The 17,381-nt window shown below is 58.3% G+C and carries 20 protein-coding genes and 1 pseudogene; 16 read left to right on the forward strand and 5 right to left on the reverse strand.

Annotated features, from left to right (window positions below):
- The first annotated feature begins 26 nt into the window (after positions 1-26).
- From Q4Q11_RS17095 to Q4Q11_RS17130, 8 genes are all read left to right on the forward strand, one after another.
- Positions 27-1,079 carry a LacI family DNA-binding transcriptional regulator gene (locus tag Q4Q11_RS17095; RefSeq protein ID WP_498570235.1) on the forward strand — a complete coding sequence of 351 codons (1,053 nt, stop codon included), beginning with the start codon at positions 27-29 and terminating at the stop codon, positions 1,077-1,079.
- Positions 1,080-1,153: 74 nt separating this feature from the next.
- On the forward strand, positions 1,154-2,758 hold the full coding sequence (locus tag Q4Q11_RS17100; protein ID WP_498570236.1) for an ABC transporter substrate-binding protein: 1,605 nt from the start codon (positions 1,154-1,156) through the stop codon (positions 2,756-2,758).
- Positions 2,759-2,768: 10 nt separating this feature from the next.
- On the forward strand, positions 2,769-3,731 hold the full coding sequence (locus Q4Q11_RS17105) for an ABC transporter ATP-binding protein (RefSeq protein ID WP_498570237.1): 963 nt from the start codon (positions 2,769-2,771) through the stop codon (positions 3,729-3,731).
- Positions 3,728-4,597, forward strand: coding sequence for an ABC transporter ATP-binding protein (locus tag Q4Q11_RS17110; protein WP_498570238.1), 870 nt, complete (start codon positions 3,728-3,730; stop codon positions 4,595-4,597). Before Q4Q11_RS17105 ends, Q4Q11_RS17110 begins: the two co-directional genes overlap by 4 nt.
- Positions 4,598-4,607: 10 nt before the next feature.
- Positions 4,608-5,534, forward strand: a complete 927-nt coding sequence (locus tag Q4Q11_RS17115) for an ABC transporter permease (RefSeq protein ID WP_112508728.1) — start codon at positions 4,608-4,610, stop codon at positions 5,532-5,534.
- A 25-nt stretch (positions 5,535-5,559) separates the two neighbouring features.
- Positions 5,560-6,450 carry an ABC transporter permease gene (locus Q4Q11_RS17120; protein ID WP_498570239.1) on the forward strand — a complete coding sequence of 297 codons (891 nt, stop codon included), beginning with the start codon at positions 5,560-5,562 and terminating at the stop codon, positions 6,448-6,450.
- A 110-nt stretch (positions 6,451-6,560) separates the two neighbouring features.
- Entirely contained in the window at positions 6,561-7,358 is a 798-nt protein-coding gene (locus Q4Q11_RS17125; protein WP_498570240.1) for a glycerophosphodiester phosphodiesterase, read from the forward strand.
- Positions 7,359-8,045: 687 nt separating this feature from the next.
- Positions 8,046-8,291: a hypothetical protein gene (locus Q4Q11_RS17130; RefSeq protein WP_498570250.1), complete on the forward strand. Its 246-nt coding sequence runs from the start codon at positions 8,046-8,048 to the stop codon at positions 8,289-8,291.
- 74 nt (positions 8,292-8,365) lie between these two features.
- Here the strand turns inward: Q4Q11_RS17130 and Q4Q11_RS17135 are convergent, their stop codons facing one another.
- Together Q4Q11_RS17135 and Q4Q11_RS17140 are read right to left on the reverse strand one after the other, a co-directional pair.
- Positions 8,366-8,623, reverse strand: coding sequence for a hypothetical protein (locus Q4Q11_RS17135; RefSeq protein ID WP_498570241.1), 258 nt, complete (start codon positions 8,621-8,623; stop codon positions 8,366-8,368).
- Between the two features lie 34 nt (positions 8,624-8,657).
- Positions 8,658-9,596: a LysR family transcriptional regulator gene (locus Q4Q11_RS17140; protein ID WP_498570242.1), complete on the reverse strand. Its 939-nt coding sequence runs from the start codon at positions 9,594-9,596 to the stop codon at positions 8,658-8,660.
- 102 nt (positions 9,597-9,698) lie between these two features.
- Here Q4Q11_RS17140 and Q4Q11_RS17145 point away from each other — a divergent pair, with 102 nt between their 5' ends.
- Positions 9,699-10,202, forward strand: a complete 504-nt coding sequence (locus tag Q4Q11_RS17145) for an Lcl C-terminal domain-containing protein (protein WP_498570243.1) — start codon at positions 9,699-9,701, stop codon at positions 10,200-10,202.
- 100 nt (positions 10,203-10,302) lie between these two features.
- Here the strand turns inward: Q4Q11_RS17145 and Q4Q11_RS17150 are convergent, their stop codons facing one another.
- Together Q4Q11_RS17150 and Q4Q11_RS17155 are read right to left on the reverse strand one after the other, a co-directional pair.
- Positions 10,303-10,392: a DUF4172 domain-containing protein gene (locus Q4Q11_RS17150; RefSeq protein ID WP_498570251.1), complete on the reverse strand. Its 90-nt coding sequence runs from the start codon at positions 10,390-10,392 to the stop codon at positions 10,303-10,305.
- A 37-nt stretch (positions 10,393-10,429) separates the two neighbouring features.
- Positions 10,430-10,594, reverse strand: a pseudogene (locus Q4Q11_RS17155) (integrase); the annotation flags it as partial.
- A 65-nt stretch (positions 10,595-10,659) separates the two neighbouring features.
- On the opposite strand from Q4Q11_RS17155, the gene Q4Q11_RS17160 reads away from it, so the two are divergent.
- A complete protein-coding gene (locus tag Q4Q11_RS17160; protein WP_112508746.1) occupies positions 10,660-10,938 on the forward strand; it encodes a type II toxin-antitoxin system Phd/YefM family antitoxin in 279 nt (92 codons plus the stop codon).
- The gene (locus tag Q4Q11_RS17165; RefSeq protein ID WP_113224089.1) at positions 10,925-11,356 is read left to right on the forward strand and encodes a plasmid maintenance toxin (PemK-like); all 432 of its coding nucleotides are present in this window, start codon (positions 10,925-10,927) and stop codon (positions 11,354-11,356) included. The genes Q4Q11_RS17160 and Q4Q11_RS17165 overlap by 14 nt, the downstream gene beginning before the upstream one ends.
- Before the next feature lie 97 nt (positions 11,357-11,453).
- Here the strand turns inward: Q4Q11_RS17165 and Q4Q11_RS17170 are convergent, their stop codons facing one another.
- Positions 11,454-11,663: a hypothetical protein gene (locus tag Q4Q11_RS17170; RefSeq protein WP_498570244.1), complete on the reverse strand. Its 210-nt coding sequence runs from the start codon at positions 11,661-11,663 to the stop codon at positions 11,454-11,456.
- A gap of 611 nt (positions 11,664-12,274) precedes the next feature.
- On the opposite strand from Q4Q11_RS17170, the gene Q4Q11_RS17175 reads away from it, so the two are divergent.
- From Q4Q11_RS17175 to Q4Q11_RS17195, 5 genes are all read left to right on the forward strand, one after another.
- Positions 12,275-12,946, forward strand: coding sequence for a response regulator transcription factor (locus Q4Q11_RS17175; RefSeq protein ID WP_498570245.1), 672 nt, complete (start codon positions 12,275-12,277; stop codon positions 12,944-12,946).
- Positions 12,946-14,274: a sensor histidine kinase gene (locus Q4Q11_RS17180; protein WP_498570246.1), complete on the forward strand. Its 1,329-nt coding sequence runs from the start codon at positions 12,946-12,948 to the stop codon at positions 14,272-14,274. Before Q4Q11_RS17175 ends, Q4Q11_RS17180 begins: the two co-directional genes overlap by 1 nt.
- Positions 14,275-14,855: 581 nt before the next feature.
- Entirely contained in the window at positions 14,856-15,767 is a 912-nt protein-coding gene (locus tag Q4Q11_RS17185; protein ID WP_498570252.1) for a DUF3313 domain-containing protein, read from the forward strand.
- 344 nt (positions 15,768-16,111) lie between these two features.
- Complete coding sequence (locus Q4Q11_RS17190; RefSeq protein WP_498570247.1) at positions 16,112-17,011, forward strand: oxidoreductase; 900 nt, start codon at positions 16,112-16,114, stop codon at positions 17,009-17,011.
- A gap of 115 nt (positions 17,012-17,126) precedes the next feature.
- A complete protein-coding gene (locus Q4Q11_RS17195) occupies positions 17,127-17,372 on the forward strand; it encodes a hypothetical protein (protein ID WP_498570248.1) in 246 nt (81 codons plus the stop codon).
- Positions 17,373-17,381: the final 9 nt, after the last annotated feature.

Here is a 17,381-nt window from a genome sequence, read left to right on the forward strand (position 1 = left end):
GGCATTCGCTATGAAGAACTTTGGCAATGGATATGAAAACACCGAAAAGAATCGGCATTCTGGAGGTCGCCCGGCTGGCCGGAGTATCCGCCACGACGGTATCCCGTGTTCTGAATGGCCATGCCGATAGCCGCATCAGCCTGGAAACACAGGAGCGCGTCAGGGCGACGGCTGACAGCGTCGGTTACGTCGTCAATCGTCTGGCAACGTCGCTGAGGACACACAGGACCGGAGTTTTCGGCGCGATCGTCAACAGCCTCTCGGGCCATTATCAGCCCCATCTGACAAGCCGCCTTCAGGCGGTCGCTCAGCGCCGGGGCGTGGAATTGCTGGTCGCGCAGGCCAAGGCTGAGGCCGGCGAGATCGCCGGACAATTGCGTCTGTTTCAGGAGGATTTTTTCGACGGCGTCATCATGGTCAGCGACCTTCCCGGCCAGCAGGCGCTCTGTGATCATCTTGACCGGGTGGGCAAGGCGCATGTGACGCTCGGTGCCGGATTGACCGGTCCGCTTCCGGCGGTGCTGACCGATGACCGGTTCGGTATGAAACTGCTGTTCGACCACCTGGCGGAACTTGGTCATCGACGCATCTCCTTCATCTATCGCGTCAGCCGCAGCGCGCTTCGCGACCGCCTGTCGATTTTCCGGGAAGTTGTTGGCGGCAGCGCGGGGGCGATCGTCGGCGATGTCATCTCGTTCGAGAGGAACGAGCGCGATCGCAAGCTGTTTGCAGATCTATTGTCGTCGCCGGAGCGTCCGACCGCCCTGATCTGCGGGAGTGACGGCCTCGCCATCGAGGTCGTCGCCTTCCTGCGGGAGCTCGGCTTGCGGATTCCCGCCGATATTTCCCTCGTCGGCTATGATAACGTGCCCGATACCGCCTATTGGGCGCCGCCCTTGACGACTGTCGCCCAGCCCACGGATGCTTTGTGCGAAGCATCGCTTGACCTTCTGATCGAGCTGTCGAACCTCCCGACTGAAGCGCGCGTTGCAAAGCGTCCGATGTGCTTTGTGCACCCCGAACTTGTCATACGTGCGTCATCGAGCTCGCCTAGCCTGCGGCCATTCTCCCTTGCGTAAGAGAAACGACGGTTCTGAGCGCAAGTGGTCGTTTTTCATTGCGCAAACGTTTGTGCAAACACAGGAAAATGCCGATGTCCGAATGCTTGCTCACCGGCTTTACAGGCCCGGTCACCCGCCGAACGACGCTTTTCTTGGGAGCTGCGGCAGGCCTTTCCGCCTTCGTTCCCGCGCTGTCCGCCTCCGCCGATGACGGCGACAAAAAACCGGAACTTCGCATTGCCGTTCAGCAGAATCCGGTGTCGCAGGAACCGGTCGATGCGGCCAGCAACGTCGCCTTCCGCAACAATTACTCGATCCACGAGACGGTGCTTGCGCTCGACATGCGCGGCGACTTCTCGGTCAAGCCCAATCTCGCCACTTCCTGGACCTGGGTCTCGCCGACCGTGCTCGAAATGAAGCTGCGTCCCGGCGTGATCTTCCACGACGGCCGCGAGATGACGGCCGAGGATGTCGCCTTCTCCTTCGGCCCCGAGCGCCTGTTGAACAAGGACGCGCCGGGCTATCCCGTCTATCGCACCAATTTCACCAGCCTCGATCACGTCGAAGTCGTCGATCCGATGACGGTCCGCTTCGTCACTAAGTTCCAGGATCCGATCTTCCTTCAGCGCCTCGCATCCTATGCGGCCGTGGTCATCAGCAAGGACGCCTGGCAGAAGAATGGCGGAAACTGGACGACCTGGCGACAAAGGCCGGTCGGCGCCGGTCCGTACAAGGTCGAAAGCTACGCCATCAACGAAAATGTCGTATTGGCAGCTCACGACCAGGCCTATCGCGGTAAGCCTGCGGCCAAGCGGGTAACGCTGCGCATCGTGCCGGAAGTTTCCTCGCGCATCGCCGGCCTGCTGGCGGGTGACTACGACATTGCAACGGACCTGCCGCCCGATCAGCTTTCGGTCGTCACCGCCAGCAACGGCCATGACATTGTCGGCGGCCCCGTCCCCAACCACCGCATTCTGTATTTCGACAAGAACAACCCGGCGCTCAAGGATCCGCGCGTGCGCCAGGCGCTGATCCTCGCCATCGACCGTCAGGCGATCGTCGATACGATCTGGAACGGTCGCACCCGCGTGCCGAACGGCCTGCAGTTCGAGCTTTATGGTCCCGTCTACCTCAAGGACTATCCGGCCTATCAATACGACCCGGATCGAGCCGTGCAGCTCCTGAAGGATGCTGGCTACAATGGCGAGGAGATCGAGATCCGGTCGCAGAACAATTACTATACGGCCGAAAATCCCGTCACTCAGGCCGTCGTTGCCATGTGGCAGGCCGTCGGCGTCAATGCCAAGATGAAGTTTGTCGAAAGCGGCAAGCTGTTTGAGAACTCTCCGACCCGCGCGACCGGCAATTGGTCGAGCACCGGGCAAATTCCCGACCCCTATATCTCCTTCTTCACCCAGTTCGGTTCGGCCGGCTCGCTGACCTCGTTCAAGATCTGGCAGAACCCGGATTTCGACGCGCTGGGCGCCAAGATGGAAAAGGCGGTCGAACCGGCCGAACGCGCCAAGATATTCCGCGACATGCTGCATCTGATCGAATGGGAGGATCCGGGCGAGACCGTCCTGCATCAGAATGCCGTCTTCTTCGGTATCCGCAAGGGCATCAAATGGCAGCCGCTGCCGGCTTTCCAGATGGATCTCGGCGCCGGCAGCCTTGCCTTCGAAGAGCAGAAGAGCTGAGCGGATCGTCATGCCGACGCCTGTTCTTTCGGTCGACAATCTGAGTGTCTCGTTCAGAACGGGCGCCGGCCGGCTTCATCCGGTCAACAACGTCTCCTTTGACCTTGCCGAGGGCGAAATCCTCGGCATCGTTGGCGAGAGCGGATCGGGCAAAAGCGTTACCTGCCTTGCGCTTGCAGGGCTGCTGGGTCCAACCGCCAGCGCCAGCGGTTATATCTCCTTCCAGGACGCCATGTATGACGCGGCCGAGCTTGGTCCGCTGGCGCGGGTGAAGCTGCCGCCGATCGGTCTGATCTTTCAGGAGCCCGTTTCCTGCCTCGACCCCGTCCGCACGATCGGTTCCCAGATCGCCGAGGCCGCCGTCAGTGCTGGAATGTCGGCAGCCGAGGCTTGGGCCGAGGCGCTTCGGCTTCTGGCGGAGGTCGCCATCCCTCAGCAGGAAGCGCGCTACAAGGCCTATCCTGCGCAGTTCTCCGGCGGCATGTGCCAGCGCGTGATGATCGCCACGGCGCTTGCCATGCAGCCGCGATTGATCATCGCCGACGAGCCGACCACAGCACTCGATGTCACTGTCCAGGCGCAGGTCGTCGCGCTGCTGGTCAAGGCGGTGCGGGAACGCGGCATTTCCATGATCTTCATCAGTCACGACCTCGATCTCGTCTCCGAGGTCTGCGACCGCATCGCAGTGATGTATGCAGGCTCGCTGGTCGAGATCAACCGGACGGACGAGCTCTACGACAATCCACGCCATCCCTATACGCGGCTATTGCTGGAAGCCATGCCCCGACGCGGCAGGCCGCTGGAGAGGCTTGCCGATATTCCAGGCGAACTGAAGCTCCACGAAGGCCTGCCGCAAGCCTGTGCCTTTGCTCCTCGCTGCCCGCGCGCCGAAACTCATTGCGCGACGACGGTCCCGCCGCTGATTGCCGGCGCGGCAGCACTTGCCTGCTTCAACCCGTGGAGTTCCCCATGATCGCTGAGAAACGCACCTCGCCGGATACGCAAGAAGCAAACCTTGCGCTTGCCGCAAATCATCTGCAGTTTTCCTATTCGGCCGGCTTTTCCCTCTGGCCCGGATGCGCAAAGGGTTTCCATGCCATCAGGGATGTAAGCCTGACATTGAAGCCCGGCGAGACCCTCGGTCTTGTTGGAGAATCCGGGTGCGGCAAATCCACGCTTGCCTCGCTTTTGTGCGGCGACCGCATTCCGACATCAGGGGAAATCACGCTGTTCGGCCGGCGCTTCAAAAGCCTGATGAAGCCGAACCGGCGTGGTCTGGCAAAGCATCTCCAGGTCGTTTCGCAGGATACGATGGGCGCGCTCGATCCGCGCCGCAGCGTCGGTCATCAGATGGTGGAGACGCTGGCAATCCATGGCATCGGCTATCCGGCAAGCCGGCTCGATCGCGCGGCGGAGACGTTCAAGGCCGTCAGTCTGCCGGTTTCCGCCCTGCAGAAATTCCCGCATCAGCTGTCCGGCGGTCAGCGCCAGCGCGTCGCCATCGCCCGTGCCCTCATTGTCGAGCCGCAGATTCTCCTTTGCGACGAACCGGTCTCGGCGCTTGACGTCTCCGTGCAGGCGCAGGTGCTCAATCTTCTGCTCGAGCTGCAGCGGGCACGCGGCCTGTCGCTGCTTTTCATCAGCCACGATGTGCGGGTGGTCCGCCACGTCTCGCATTGCGTGGCGATCATGGAGGCGGGGCGGATCGTCGAAGCAGGCCCGACGGAGAGGGTCTTGTCGCGCCCGGCCCACCCTTACACGGCCAAGCTCTTGTCCGCCGTTCCCCACGGCCGGCGAAGCGGCCCGCGGCCGGCAGCAGCCATGCTCGAAACGCTCTGAAGGAACGGCAATGCTTCAATCCATCCTGCGCGCGTTTCTAAGAGCACTCGTCACGCTCTTCCTGGCGATGACCTTCACCTTCGTCATCCTGCGCGTGAGCGGCGACCCTCTGCATTCCCTGCTGCCCATCGAGACGCCGCCGGAAGTGGTGGCGCTGATGCGACGGCAATGGGGTCTCGATCAGCCGCTCTACATCCAGTATTTCTCTTATCTCGGCCATCTTCTGCATGGTGATTTCGGCACGTCGCTTCTCAACGGGCAGGACGCTTTGACACTGGTTCTGTCGAAAGTCCCGGCAACGCTGGAGTTGATGGGCGCTGCCTTGCTATTGGCGTTCGGCGCCGGCGTGCCCTTCGGCATTCTGGCTGCACGCAACCGCGGCGGCCTCATCGACCGCTTCGTGATGGCGCTCGCCGTGCTGATGCATTCGCTGCCGAATTTCCTGATCGCCATCCTGCTGATCCAGCTTTTCGCGGTCTCCCTGCGGCTGCTGCCGAGCGGCGGCGGTTTGACCCTGGCGCATCTGGTCATGCCGGTTCTGGTCATCGGTCTTTACAATGCCGGCATCATTGCCCGCTTCGTCCGTTCGAGCGTGCTGGAGGTGTTGGGCCAGCGCTTCATCCTTGCGGCGCGTTCCAAGCGGATTGGCGAACGTGCGGTTCTTTGGCAGCATGTCATGCCCAACGCCGCCCTGCCGCTTCTTACGATGCTCGGTTTCCTCGTCGGCGGCATGATCGGCGGTGCGGCCGTGGTCGAGACGGTTTATGCCTGGCCAGGCGTCGGGCGCTTTCTTGTCTCCTCGGTCGCCCAGCGCGATCTGAACGTCGTGCAGACCATCGTGCTGCTGATTACGCTGACGATGGTGAGCGCCAACCTGATTATCGATTGTCTCTATATTCTCGCCGATCCGCGTTTGCGCCATCGGTCCGCGGCCTGATCGGTCATTTCGAAAGGGAAAAGCCATGGCGAACACAGCGGCCGGCGCCGATGCTCCTCTAAAGACCAAACCGGAGAAAGCCTGGCGCGGCGGTCTCAGGCTCGATCTGACGACCGCGCTTTGCATCGCCGTCCTTGCGGTGTTCGTCGTGGCCGCAGTCTTCGCCAACATACTGGCGCCCCATGGCTTCATGCAGATCGACCTTCATGCCCGCAAGGCGCCGCCGATCTTTTTCGGCGGCACGCTCAAGCACATTCTCGGCACCGACGAACTTGGCCGGGATATCCTGAGCCGCATGTTCTATGGTCTGCGCACGAGCCTGCTGATCGCGCTCGGGGCCTCGGCAATTAGCCTGGCGCTCGGCACGGTGCTCGGGCTTCTTGCCGCCTTTTGGCGTGGATTTGCCGACATGCTGATTCGCGTTGCGGTCGATTTCCAGGCGTCGATGCCGTTCCTGATCATCGCGCTCGCCGTTCTCGCCTTCTTCGGCGACAATCTCTGGCTCTTCATGACATTGCTTGGCCTTTACGGCTGGGAGCGCTACGCGCGGCTAGTGCGCACCATGGCCGGGCTCGAGCTGGAGCGCGGCTATGTTGCAGCCCTCAGGCGAAATGGCGCGGCAACCGGGCGCATCGCCTTCCTGCATGTGCTGCCGAACATTCTTTCGGTGGTCCTCGTCAACCTGACCGTCGTCCTGCCTGAGATCCTGCTGCAGGAATCGGCGCTGAGCTTCCTCGGGCTCGGCATCCAGCCGCCGCTCGTCAGTCTCGGCAGCATGGTGGGAGCGGGCCGTGACTATGTGATGACCGAATGGTGGATCGCGATCCTGCCGGGCATCGTGATTTTCGTTCTCTCATTGTCGATCAGCCTGATCGGCGACTATCTGCGCGATGCCTTCGATCCGACGCTGCGCTAGCTAGAGCTGGCTTCAAAGAAGCAGGGCATAATGTCGTTCGAAGGCCGATCGCCCTTTTTGGCATCATGCTCCAGACCATTGTCGCAAATTCGATTTCAAGGAGATCTGCATTGCCTTTGCCCCTTCACGCCGCCCGTCACGGCTCGCTGCGTATCGCCGCCCATCGCGGGTTCAGCCGGCGCTTCCCGGAAAATACCCTCCTTGCCTTCCAACAGGCGGTGGATGCCGGCGCCAACGAGTGCGAAATTGACCTCATGCTGACGCGCGACGACCGGATCGTCGTCATGCATGATCGCACGCTGCAGCGCACGACCGACGGCTTCGGCTTCGTTGCCGATCATGATCTCGAGCATATTCTTTCGCTCGATGCTGGCGCGAAATTCGAGCCGCGCTTTTCCGGTATTCGCGTGCCGACGCTTGCCGATACCGTCCTATGGGCCAAACAGACGGATACGCGCCTGGCGATCGAGATGAAGGAGCCAGAACGGCCGGATCGCCTGATCGATATCATGGTCGGAACCCTGCGGGATCTGGATGCCTTCGATCATGTCGCCATATCCTCTTTCGATCATCTCGATCTCCGGCGGGTCAAGGAAGTCGAGCCGCAGCTTCAGACGGAAGCGATCCTTCACCATCGCCCCGTGGATATCGTGGCCTCGATGCAAGCTGGTGGCATAGACGGCGTTTCGCTGGAATTGAACCGTTTCCACCGGGCCGACGCCGAAGCGCTTCAGGAGGCCGGCATCGCGGTGCGTCTCAGCCTGCCGTTGCCGGAAAAGCTTGCCACCCTCTGGCAGGGTGGCCGGGATGCACTCCCGATGATCCGACGGTGCATCGCGGATAGCATCATAGACGCACTGATTGGCGACGATGTCGATTTCCTGCGGATGCTAGGCGACCGCGCCTGAGACCGGCGAAAGTCGCTATTTGTCGGCAAGTTACCTTGCATGAGGTCGGCCACGCTCTCAGCCCGAGGCATAATGGATCAAGCCAGCTTCCGCGGTCATGACCCTGATCCCCGATGATAGGGTGCCCCAGCATGCCGATTACAAAGCCACTGCGCATGCCGACGCCATGCGTGAAGCTGGCGTGGACGGTTTCATGTCCTTAACGTTCACTTCCGGGGGAATGTGAAGTTGGTCACATTGGGTCTCGTCCGCCTCGCCGTTTGCAAGGGCAGGAGCTTCACGGGCATCTGCAAAATACCATTGCGCTTTCCCGTCGGCTCGCCTGATGTCTCTGGATCGGGGAGACAGTTTCCGCTTGGTTTCAGACTGCGACAGCGCCCTGTCGCAAGAAATCGCTATGTTGACCCGAGCAGGCGAACTGTGGCCGATTCCTCTGAAGCGGCTTGTGCAGTTCCAATTGCATGTCGGCCTCAAAACGATGGCCAGATTGGCTAATAAGGGTCGAAGACACGAGTACAGCGTTAGCCAGCAGGCTATGCTGTCATTCATGGTTGGCATGGCAAGTCAGACCCAGCGATGGCCCTGGACTGCATAGGCGCAAGGCCTTGCCTCCTGGAACCGCAATACTCACGTCTGGTTTGGCGTATCGGAGCGAGATTGGAGGATGTGATGAAAAGAATAATTGCTATGACGGCTTTGGCTGCCATGCTTGCAGCCTGCCAAACCAGCACAGAAGGGCTGGAGCCAATTCCGGGAAGCATTACCTACGGCGGGCAGCCGCGACAACGATTACAAAAGTCACCCGTCGGCAGCATTCTTCCCCACACATTCACTGATCAGTGGGGCGAGCGGGTGCGGGAGACATACATCGTGCAGCCCGATCGCAGTCTGAAGCTCGTGGATCGGGTCTATATCGATAATCCCTTCGACTAAATGTGTGGGCAAGTGCTGGCATATGATGAAAATCCCGGTCGTGCCGACGCCGGCGCGCACAGGTTGGCCAACAGTCAGGCGACTTTCGCGGCGAGCATCTCGTTGATACATTCCTCGTTGCGCCCGTGGAGCGCGGTCTCCTGATCGTCGCTGGGCGGATCTTCTTCCAATCCAAACCAGCCAGAAGTGCCATGAGCTGAGCATGGTCGAGCCGGATAGCCGAGGGAAGGGAGATCATGTGGCTCGAACTTTCTTTCTTCCCTTAAGCCGCTGAGCGCATGTCGCTTCAGGCGGGTATTGAAATCGTCATGGATCGGCTCCTCTTCCTTCAATGATCAACAATCGGCAATCCTCAAGCGGTTGTCCTTAACCAAGTAGAGACAGTCCAACCTCCATTGCGATTTCAGAAAAATTAGAAATTGTCTGAGTCATATCGCCTTGACGCCATGCTAAGGTTATCTCGACCGTGTCCTTCGTTTCCAGACGGACGAAAGCCAAGCCGGGTAGGCGAATGTGGGCAATACATTCGGGCGCGATTGAAACTCCCACACCCGCCGCCACCAAACCGGCGATGGTGAGCCACTCTCCGGTAACTTGCGCCACATGCGGCATAAAGCCGGCAATGTGGCAAACACGAAGAATGCGTTGATAGAAGGCAGGGCCACTTGCTTCATGAAATGTGACAAAGGATTCCTGAGCCAATTCTCCGGGCGCAATGGATGATCGCTGCGCAAGGGCGTGACTGCGCGGAAGGAGAGCGATCAAGGGCTCACGGTAGATCGTTGAGTGGGCGAGATCCGAATCACGCGGCGGGGCCTCTCGGAGAAAGCCAACATCCAGCATTCCAGAGCGAAGGTCCGCAATCTGTGGCGTCGTAGTCTTTTCAACGAGCTCAATGTTTACGGCGGGGTATCTGTCTCGAAATGCTTGTATGACAGGGGGAAGAACCGTCAGGGCCACAGACCCTGCAAACCCTACCCGTAAAAATCCCGCTTCGCCCCGGCCAATACGCCGTGCTTCCTCGAGACCTTCCGAGACCTGAGACAAGGCCCGTGTCGCCGTCGTTAATAGAGCTTTGCCTGCTGGTGTCAGCACAATCCCTCGCCCTTTGCGATCAAAAAGGGGATAGCCGACACGCCCCTCCAGGCGCTGAATCTGCTGGCTTAGGGGTGGTTGCGCGACACCGAGATAGGCTGCGGCTTTCCCGAAATGGCCCCGCCGCGCAACGGCTACAAACGAGCGCAACTGCCGGAGATCAATCTCCGGAATCGCGTCATTCATATCTTTAGAGATATCATTATTCATAAACATAGTATTGGACAAATATGGACCGGCTGTCTACCTCATTTCGCTGAGTAGCGCGTATCGCTTGGGACGAGACCAAGCGCGCCTTCGTCGGAGAAGCAAATGAGAACTATCGCTTGCATCGTGCTGGTCATCGCCAATTCACTTGCGTCGCCTGCTCTCGCCACCTGCCCAGGTCAACTAAAAAACAGACCATCCTCCCGGTTCACACTTGATGAGGGTGAAGTGTACGACAAGAAAACCGGCCTGATCTGGATGCGTTGCAGTGTTGGCACGCATTGGGAGAAAGGCAAAGGCTGTCTTGGAGAGCCCAGTTCCTTGAACTTTGAGGAAGCGTCAAAAATTTCCAAGAGCACGGGTAATGGTTGGCGTCTCCCTTCTGTTAGTGAGCTCTTCAGTTTAGTCGATGACAAATGCGGCACGCCTGCAGTGGATGTCGTCGCATTTCCCGACATCGGACCATCCGACGATATGGAGAGCCCTTATTGGACAAGTTCCTCCGCGGGAATGGGCCTAATTTACTTCGTTGATTTTATGACGGGAGTTCCTGATGGCCATAGCAAAGGCTTCAATCTAGCGGTTCGCCTTGTGAAATCGAAGCCTTGATGGGGCTCCGAGGAGCGCCACGGGCTTCAGTCGATAAGCTCCCTGCCGTCATGGTTCTGCAAGGCAGCGGCCTTGTGTCGGTTTTCTGTTCCGTTGCTACTCAAACCCCAAATTGCCGCTCGAGTTGCTGGAGCGGTTCACGATCGTAGGTAAAATGCGGCCAGCCAGATTGCGTCCAACTCCAGCGCAGGAGTTATAGCCCTCGTTTCTATAACTCAACTTTGCGTACCCTCTTTGGCCAGATGTTTTAGTGTGGCAACGTCTTCGTCGGTCAGCAGCGCGGCAAGTTGATCGCGGCGGGCGAAGGGCAGGATGGCATCGAGCGCATCAAGCGCCTGCGCGCGCGCCAACCGCGCTTCGGACATCGTCGTGGCGGATTTCAGCAGGCGCATTTTGCTCGCTTTCTTCTTGCGGGATTTCCGGGAAATCCGTATATTAGGGAAAAAGGAGAATGCGCATGACAGCGACGGTAACGGCTGCAGCGGTGTCGAAGAATTTTGGCGCCTTTCAAGATGCCGCGGTTCGCGAGCCGGTGATCATCACTAAGAACGGTCGGCCCCGTACGGTGCTCATTGCCTATGAGGACTATCTTCGGCTGATGCGGCGAGAGCGTCGCGTCGAACTGACGACCGAGCTTGGCGACGCGGACATCGCCGCGGCGGAAAAATCCGAAATGGACCTGGGTCTCGATCATCTCAATGCCGAACTGCTGACGGACAAGAATGCTGCCGACTGAACCGAAGGTCGGCTGGGTTTTCCGTTATTCCTATCTCTGGCACCGCCATCACCTTGAGGGACGAGAGGAGGGCGACAAGGACCGGCCGAGCCTGGTGCTGGCGATCGTCACCGTGCTTGATGACGGAGTTCCGGTCGTGCGCGTCTTGCCGATCACCCATTCGCCGCCGAGCAATCCGGCCGACGCCATCGAGATTCCACCGGCGACCAAACGCCGCCTTGGCCTTGATGACGAGCGCTCGTGGATTGTCCTGACCGAAAGCAACCGCTTTGTCTGGCCTGGCCCCGATATTCGACAGGTCGACCGCGAAAGCGGCTATTACGGGCCATTGCCACCGGCACTGTTTGCCGAGGTCAAGCAGCGTTTTGTTGCGCTTGCCCGAGGGCAGGGCCATCGTTCCACGGCCCGCAGCGACTGAGGCGGATGTCGCCACAGTAATTGCCGCGCCGGCGCGGTGACGACTGGCGCGACATTCAGCAGTGTTTCGGGGGTAGCGGACCGGTTTTCCATCGCTTTCAGCTTCGAGCAGGCCTGTGGATTGGCTCTTGTTTCGATTCTGCGCCCTGAAATCCATCACTATCGATACTTGATACAATCAGAAAGTGACCAGCTTCGGCGCTCCAGGAATTTTTGGCGACTTTCAGCGGCAGAACCTCACCGCTCTCAAGCCAGAGCTGAAAGATGTTCTTCCATTCGGTGTCGGGTTCAGTTTGCAACCGCATCATGGCCCTCTTCGAATTATCTGCACATACGCCTATGTCGCTGTCGCGTTCCTGCCGCGCGTCAAAGTGGCAATGTTCGCCATCCGAATTGCCTATCCTTTGGGAAACAAAAAGGGAACATAGCAACTAAATCGGCCATTGAAAACCCTTGATTTCGTGCATTCTGCGTGGCCCAGATCGTTCCATTTCAAGTACTTGGTATGGTGTAGTCGGTGGTTCGAATCTCATCAAGGCGCTCAAGGTCTATCGCTCGGCTATCGAATTCTCAGGCTGATGCCGGACTGATTGGCTCCCTGATAATCCGATTCATGAGCTTGATGGCCTCGCTCTCAAGGGCTGATTGTTGATTTCCGTGATGATTTAATCCGTTTTTGCGTTTGGCCAAGGCCAGCAAAAGCTTAGAATGATCAATTATTTCAAATGGTTGAATTTTCCAAGCTGGCTCAGCCCAAAATGAAAATGCGGATCAAAATCTCGCGCAACTCAACAGCTAGCTGGCTGGAGCGCTCGAACATCGACTATTGCGACAGAATTACCCGTCTGGGCCGACATCGCCGTAAATCTGTCGTAATACTTCAAGGCGATGAGGAACTGCCGAAACTGATGGTGAGTTCATGAGACTATTGTTGATCGAAGACGAGCAGAATATGGCCGAGGCGCTTGCCACTGCACTCGGAAAGCAGGGGATCATCATCGATCACACGATGCTGCTCGCAGATGCCGCCGAGCTTGTGCGTCAGCATAGCTACGACGCAATCCTTCTCGACCGGCGTCTGCCCGATGGAGAGGGCTTGACCTTCATCCCCAAACTGCGCCGAACCGGGTCAAACACGCCGATCATCGTCCTGACCGCAAGAAACGAACCGGTGGAACGCATCGAAGGACTGGATACGGGCGCGGATGACTATCTGGGAAAGCCGTTTCTGGTGGAAGAGCTGCTCGCGCGATTGCGGGCAGTCCTGCGCAGACCAGTCAGCATTGCCGAGCCACAGATAATCGTCGGAAGGCTTCGGATAGATCCCTTGCATCTCAACGTGACGATTGATTCGGAGCCGATCGATGTTCCAAGACGCGAGCTTCATGCCCTGGTCGCTCTTGCGAAGCGCCGCGGCAAAACAGTGCTTCGTTCGGTGCTGGAGGCTGCAGTCTACAACTACGAGGAGGAGATCCAGTCGAACGCCCTGGACGCACATCTCTCCCGGTTGCGCAAACGATTGGCCGACGCGGGTGCGGGCGTCTCCATTCACAACATACGAGGCGTAGGATTCCTACTGAGGGAAGACTGATGGACGAGGAAAACACGTCGCTTTGGTGGACACTGAGCTGGCGGCTCAGCATTGTCTTCGTCGCTGTCGTCGCCGCGGTGATTGTGGGGCTCTGTGTCTACGGCGCGATGATCCTTTCGCCAAACGTGGGATTGGAGCACAGGCTCAAGGATGCTCTGTACCTGTCGCTCGAGCACGACCCCCAGGGCCAGTTGGTGGTAAGGGATAGCCCCGATCTGAAATCTCTGAAAGGTGACCATCCAGACCTCTGGTTCTATGCGGTCGACAGAGACGGTCATTCGGCCAGCTATGGAAAGATTCCCGCGGCCTACGGAGACCTTGCCCGGTATGTGCGCCTCATCAAGGACGCGGACATCAGAGATTCTTCTGTGTCGAATGAAGCGGCCTCGATCGACACCGTCGACACGCGGTTCGGGGAGGTTCGTGTGATGTATGGTGGAAATCCCGACAGGCGGCTGACCTTCGTCGCAATGCTGGTCGGAACCTATCCGATCTACATTCCACTTCTCGTTATCGCGTTGCCTGCCATATTCCTGACCGTCCCTCGTGTTGTCGGCAACGCGTTGGCGGCCTTGAAGTCCGTGGTCCGAAAGGCGCCTGACATCGACCCCCAGCAGCCGGGGTCGCGATTGCCCTTGAAGGGCGTTCCAAAGGAGGTTTCTCCACTAATTGTCGCGTTCAATAGCATCCTGGAGCGTCTGGAAGAGCAGTTTCAATCGCGCCGACGCTTTCTGATCGATGCAGCACACGAGCTGAGGACGCCGATAGCAATCATGCAGACCCGCATCGAGGGTTTGACAGAAGGGCGGGAGCGTCAGCGATTGATGGACGATGTTGCGAGGTTGAGCGCGACAGCTGAACAGCTACTCGCGTTCGAGCGAAACGATCAGTCGCCCGATCTCTATGAGACGATCGATCTTGTGGTCATGGTCCGCACGGTTGTCGCCAACCTGGCTCCTCTCGCGATTGCCGCCGGCTACGATATCTCGTTTGAAAACCACGTCGGAGAGTTTGAGGTGCACGCAAATCTCACGACTTTGCCGCGCGCCGTCAGCAACCTCGTTCAAAATGCCATCGACCATGGCGGCGGGAAGGGAGCGATTTCCGTGGCTGTCGAAAGGGATGGAACGATTGTCGTGTCCGACGCGGGATCGGGAATACCGGAAGACCAACAGGAGCGCGTGTTCGAGCCATTCTACCGCGTTACTCCGCGAAACAAGGGCGCTGGTCTTGGTCTGAGCCTTGTTCGCCAGATTGTCAACAACCACGGCGGACGGGTCATCATGGACAGTTCCCCCGATGGCACCACGGTCAGGATCAGACTTTGACATCAGAAAGCCGCGGCCGCGACTCGCATGTAAGACTGTGGCAATTCTCCAAGGACAATCTGCAGCGGCTTGAAAAACCGTTTCTGGAGATGCTTGAATGGGTAAACGTCATTACATCCGGCGAAAGATCTTTGCTCTTCTGCAGTCACTATTCATCATTGCAGTCCTTCTCGCCGGTCCCCTGGCGATCCTGATCATGAAGAGCTAGCCGTTCTTTGCATCGAGGAGACTCCGAGCATATGCGAACACTATCTCGGAGTAAGACATTTGGAAGTCTTCCTATGGGATTGCGGCCGACGTGCTTGACCATGCTCCGTGCCTCTTGACCAGTGGAATTCCGGCCGACGTGCTTGACCATGCTCCGTGCCTCTTGACCAGTGGAATTCCGGCGTCCGTCGCGCGTTTGTCGATCTTCAGCAAGATTTGTCGAAAGCATAATTCTTTCAAATGAGGCCTTCCGCGTAATTCTGTTGCAAATGTCTAGCTCGAATGTCTCGCCATCGACAATCGTTCTTGGAGCTATTGGCCCGTGTCTGAACCAATCTCTATCGCAATCTTTTCTGACCGCTGGTGATGCACAGATGAGATATCTAAAAATTGCTGCCGCCATCTCACCAGTCGCGCTGGGGCTCGCCAACTGCGCCTCAGTCAATCTCAGCGACGCCAGCACGTTGACGTCATCCGAACATCTCGGTCCGTCGAAGGGCAAGCTGTCGAAGTCGAGAACCTATGTCGACGGACCGGGACTTGCTTCTGTGAAGACCGTCAAGATCATTCCGACCACCTTTACATACAAGGCTGCCACACGTGTAACGAAGGTCTCCGACCAAAGACTCGTCGCTAATGCTCTTGATCGCGCGCTTTGTGTAAATCTGAGCGACAAGTATCAGATGGTGACGGAAGATCAGCCGGCCGATCTCCTCGTTCGTGCGGTGATCACCGATGTCGTTCCGACCAACAGGACAATGGCAGGAGTATCGACGGTGGTATCTTTGGGCAGCGGTGCTGTCATGCCTTCGAATGTCCCGATCGGCATTCCCCGTCTTCCCTTCGGTTTGGGCGGTCTCGCAGTCGAAGCGGAGGCCATGGATAGCACCCGGACACAACGCGCGGCGATTGTCTGGGCGAGGGGGGCCAATCCCATACAGAACGATCCGCGGGTTTCTCAAGTGGGCGACGCGTATGGACTCGCTTCGAAGTTCAGCGATGATTTCTCGAAACTCCTCATCTCCGGGAAGGAACCGAAGGGTCTCAGCATATCGATCCCATCGGGCCAGAAAATAAGGTCCTCGCTCGGCGGTCGAGCGAAGTATGTGGCTTGCGAGGCATATGGACGTACGCCAGGGGTCCCCGGTCTGATTGCAGGAAATGTGGGCGCGCCTCCTGAGTGGACCGACAGACAGCGTGGTACCGCGGCGCAAGCCAGAGACGTGAGCACATCGTCAGCCGCAACAAGCCGGCAGGCTGCTGGAGCATTTTCCCCACCGAAATGACGCTAAGCACCATTTAGGAACCTGCACCCTGCAGGCTGATGGACGGAGCGTATGCTGCATGCCAGCGCAACACACGCTCCGTTTTTCTTGTCTTACAAGGTGGGCTTCTGATGCCGATGCTGTGAACTTCAAAAATTAGCACATGTCGATGGCAATCCACAGAGATCGATGTCCCGAATCTGAGCTACGGCTTTGTTCATGCTCCGTTCGGCCTTAGCGTGCGATTTCGGACTGCTCTTGTTCTGATCCCTATCCAGCAATTAAAAATCGTCGTGACAAAATACGTATTTTATGTCAATATGAATCCATCAGGCATGTCCCGAATGACTTTGAAGGATTCATAAGTGACAAAGAAATGGTCGACAGACGACATCCCGTCGCAGGCAGGAAAGCGCGTCATCGTGACGGGTGCAAATAGCGGCATTGGTTGGAACACTGCGTTGGAGCTGGCACGGGCAGGGGCCGAAGTGGTCATCGCCGCACGCAGCAAGTCAAAGGGGGATGATGCCGCACAGCGCATTAGAGAGATCGTCCCCAAGGCGAAACTACAGACCGGGATCCTGGATCTTTCGGTACCCGACTCCGTGTCGAAGTTTGCCGCGGATCAATACGGGCAGCTTGACATGCTGATCAACAATGCCGGCATCATGGGATTGCCCAAACGAGAAGTCAGCATCGACGGTCACGAACTGCAGTTTGCGACGAACGTGATTGGACCATATCGTTTGACGGGCCTGCTGCTTCCGTTGCTTCTGCAGAGCAGCAGTCCGCGGGTCGTTACCGTTTCCTCCGCCACGCACAAGATGGGCAATCCCGTCCCGCTTACCGATCTGGAGTCGACAGGCGGCTACAACCCTATGCGCGTCTATGGCAAGACCAAGCTCGCGAACATTCTCTTTGCTCGTGAGCTGCAACGTCGAGCCGGCGACCGACTGCTTTCGGTCATCTCACATCCGGGAGCAGCCAAGACGAACCTGTTCGGCCCGACCGTGATCACGACGAAGATCGCGGGAATCCTGCTATATCCGCTGCTTCAGAATCCGGATAAGGGCGCGTGGCCGACACTTATGGCTGCGACGTCCAATGCGGTGAAGCCAGGCGGCTACTATGGGCCAGGCGGGTTCATGGAACTGCGCGGTGCTCCAGTGGAAGGAAAGACATCGGACGCTGCAAACAACGCTGTGGCCGGGGAGAGGCTGTTTGCCGAACTCGAGCGCATCACCGGCATCGGATATGCCCTTTGACCAGGACTGATCCGCAATCCAGAACATTCAGACGGGAAAGAACCTGCGCCCATACAGTGCCAATCGCGGCGACGGGAACGAGATCGTTCTTTATGATCATTGGAGTTGGAAATGTATGACTTGGGAGTTCCTGCCAGTGGGGCAGGACACCTTCCGCCTTAGAAACCGTCATACGGCCAAGTCATTCCAACCGGCGACGGGATTAAGCAAGGCTTTATCCCTCTGGCAGCAGCCGCTTGGAAACCCGGAAGAAACCGCATGGGTGTTCATGCGGCAGCCGGACGGTACCTACCTAGGTGATGTTGACAAAGTATGGCAACCAGATCTTGGCGGCGGCGATAGCCAGGAAAGCAGCGTATGATGTTTTGGT

Source organism: Rhizobium sp. UFLA01-1127, assembly GCF_059803845.1.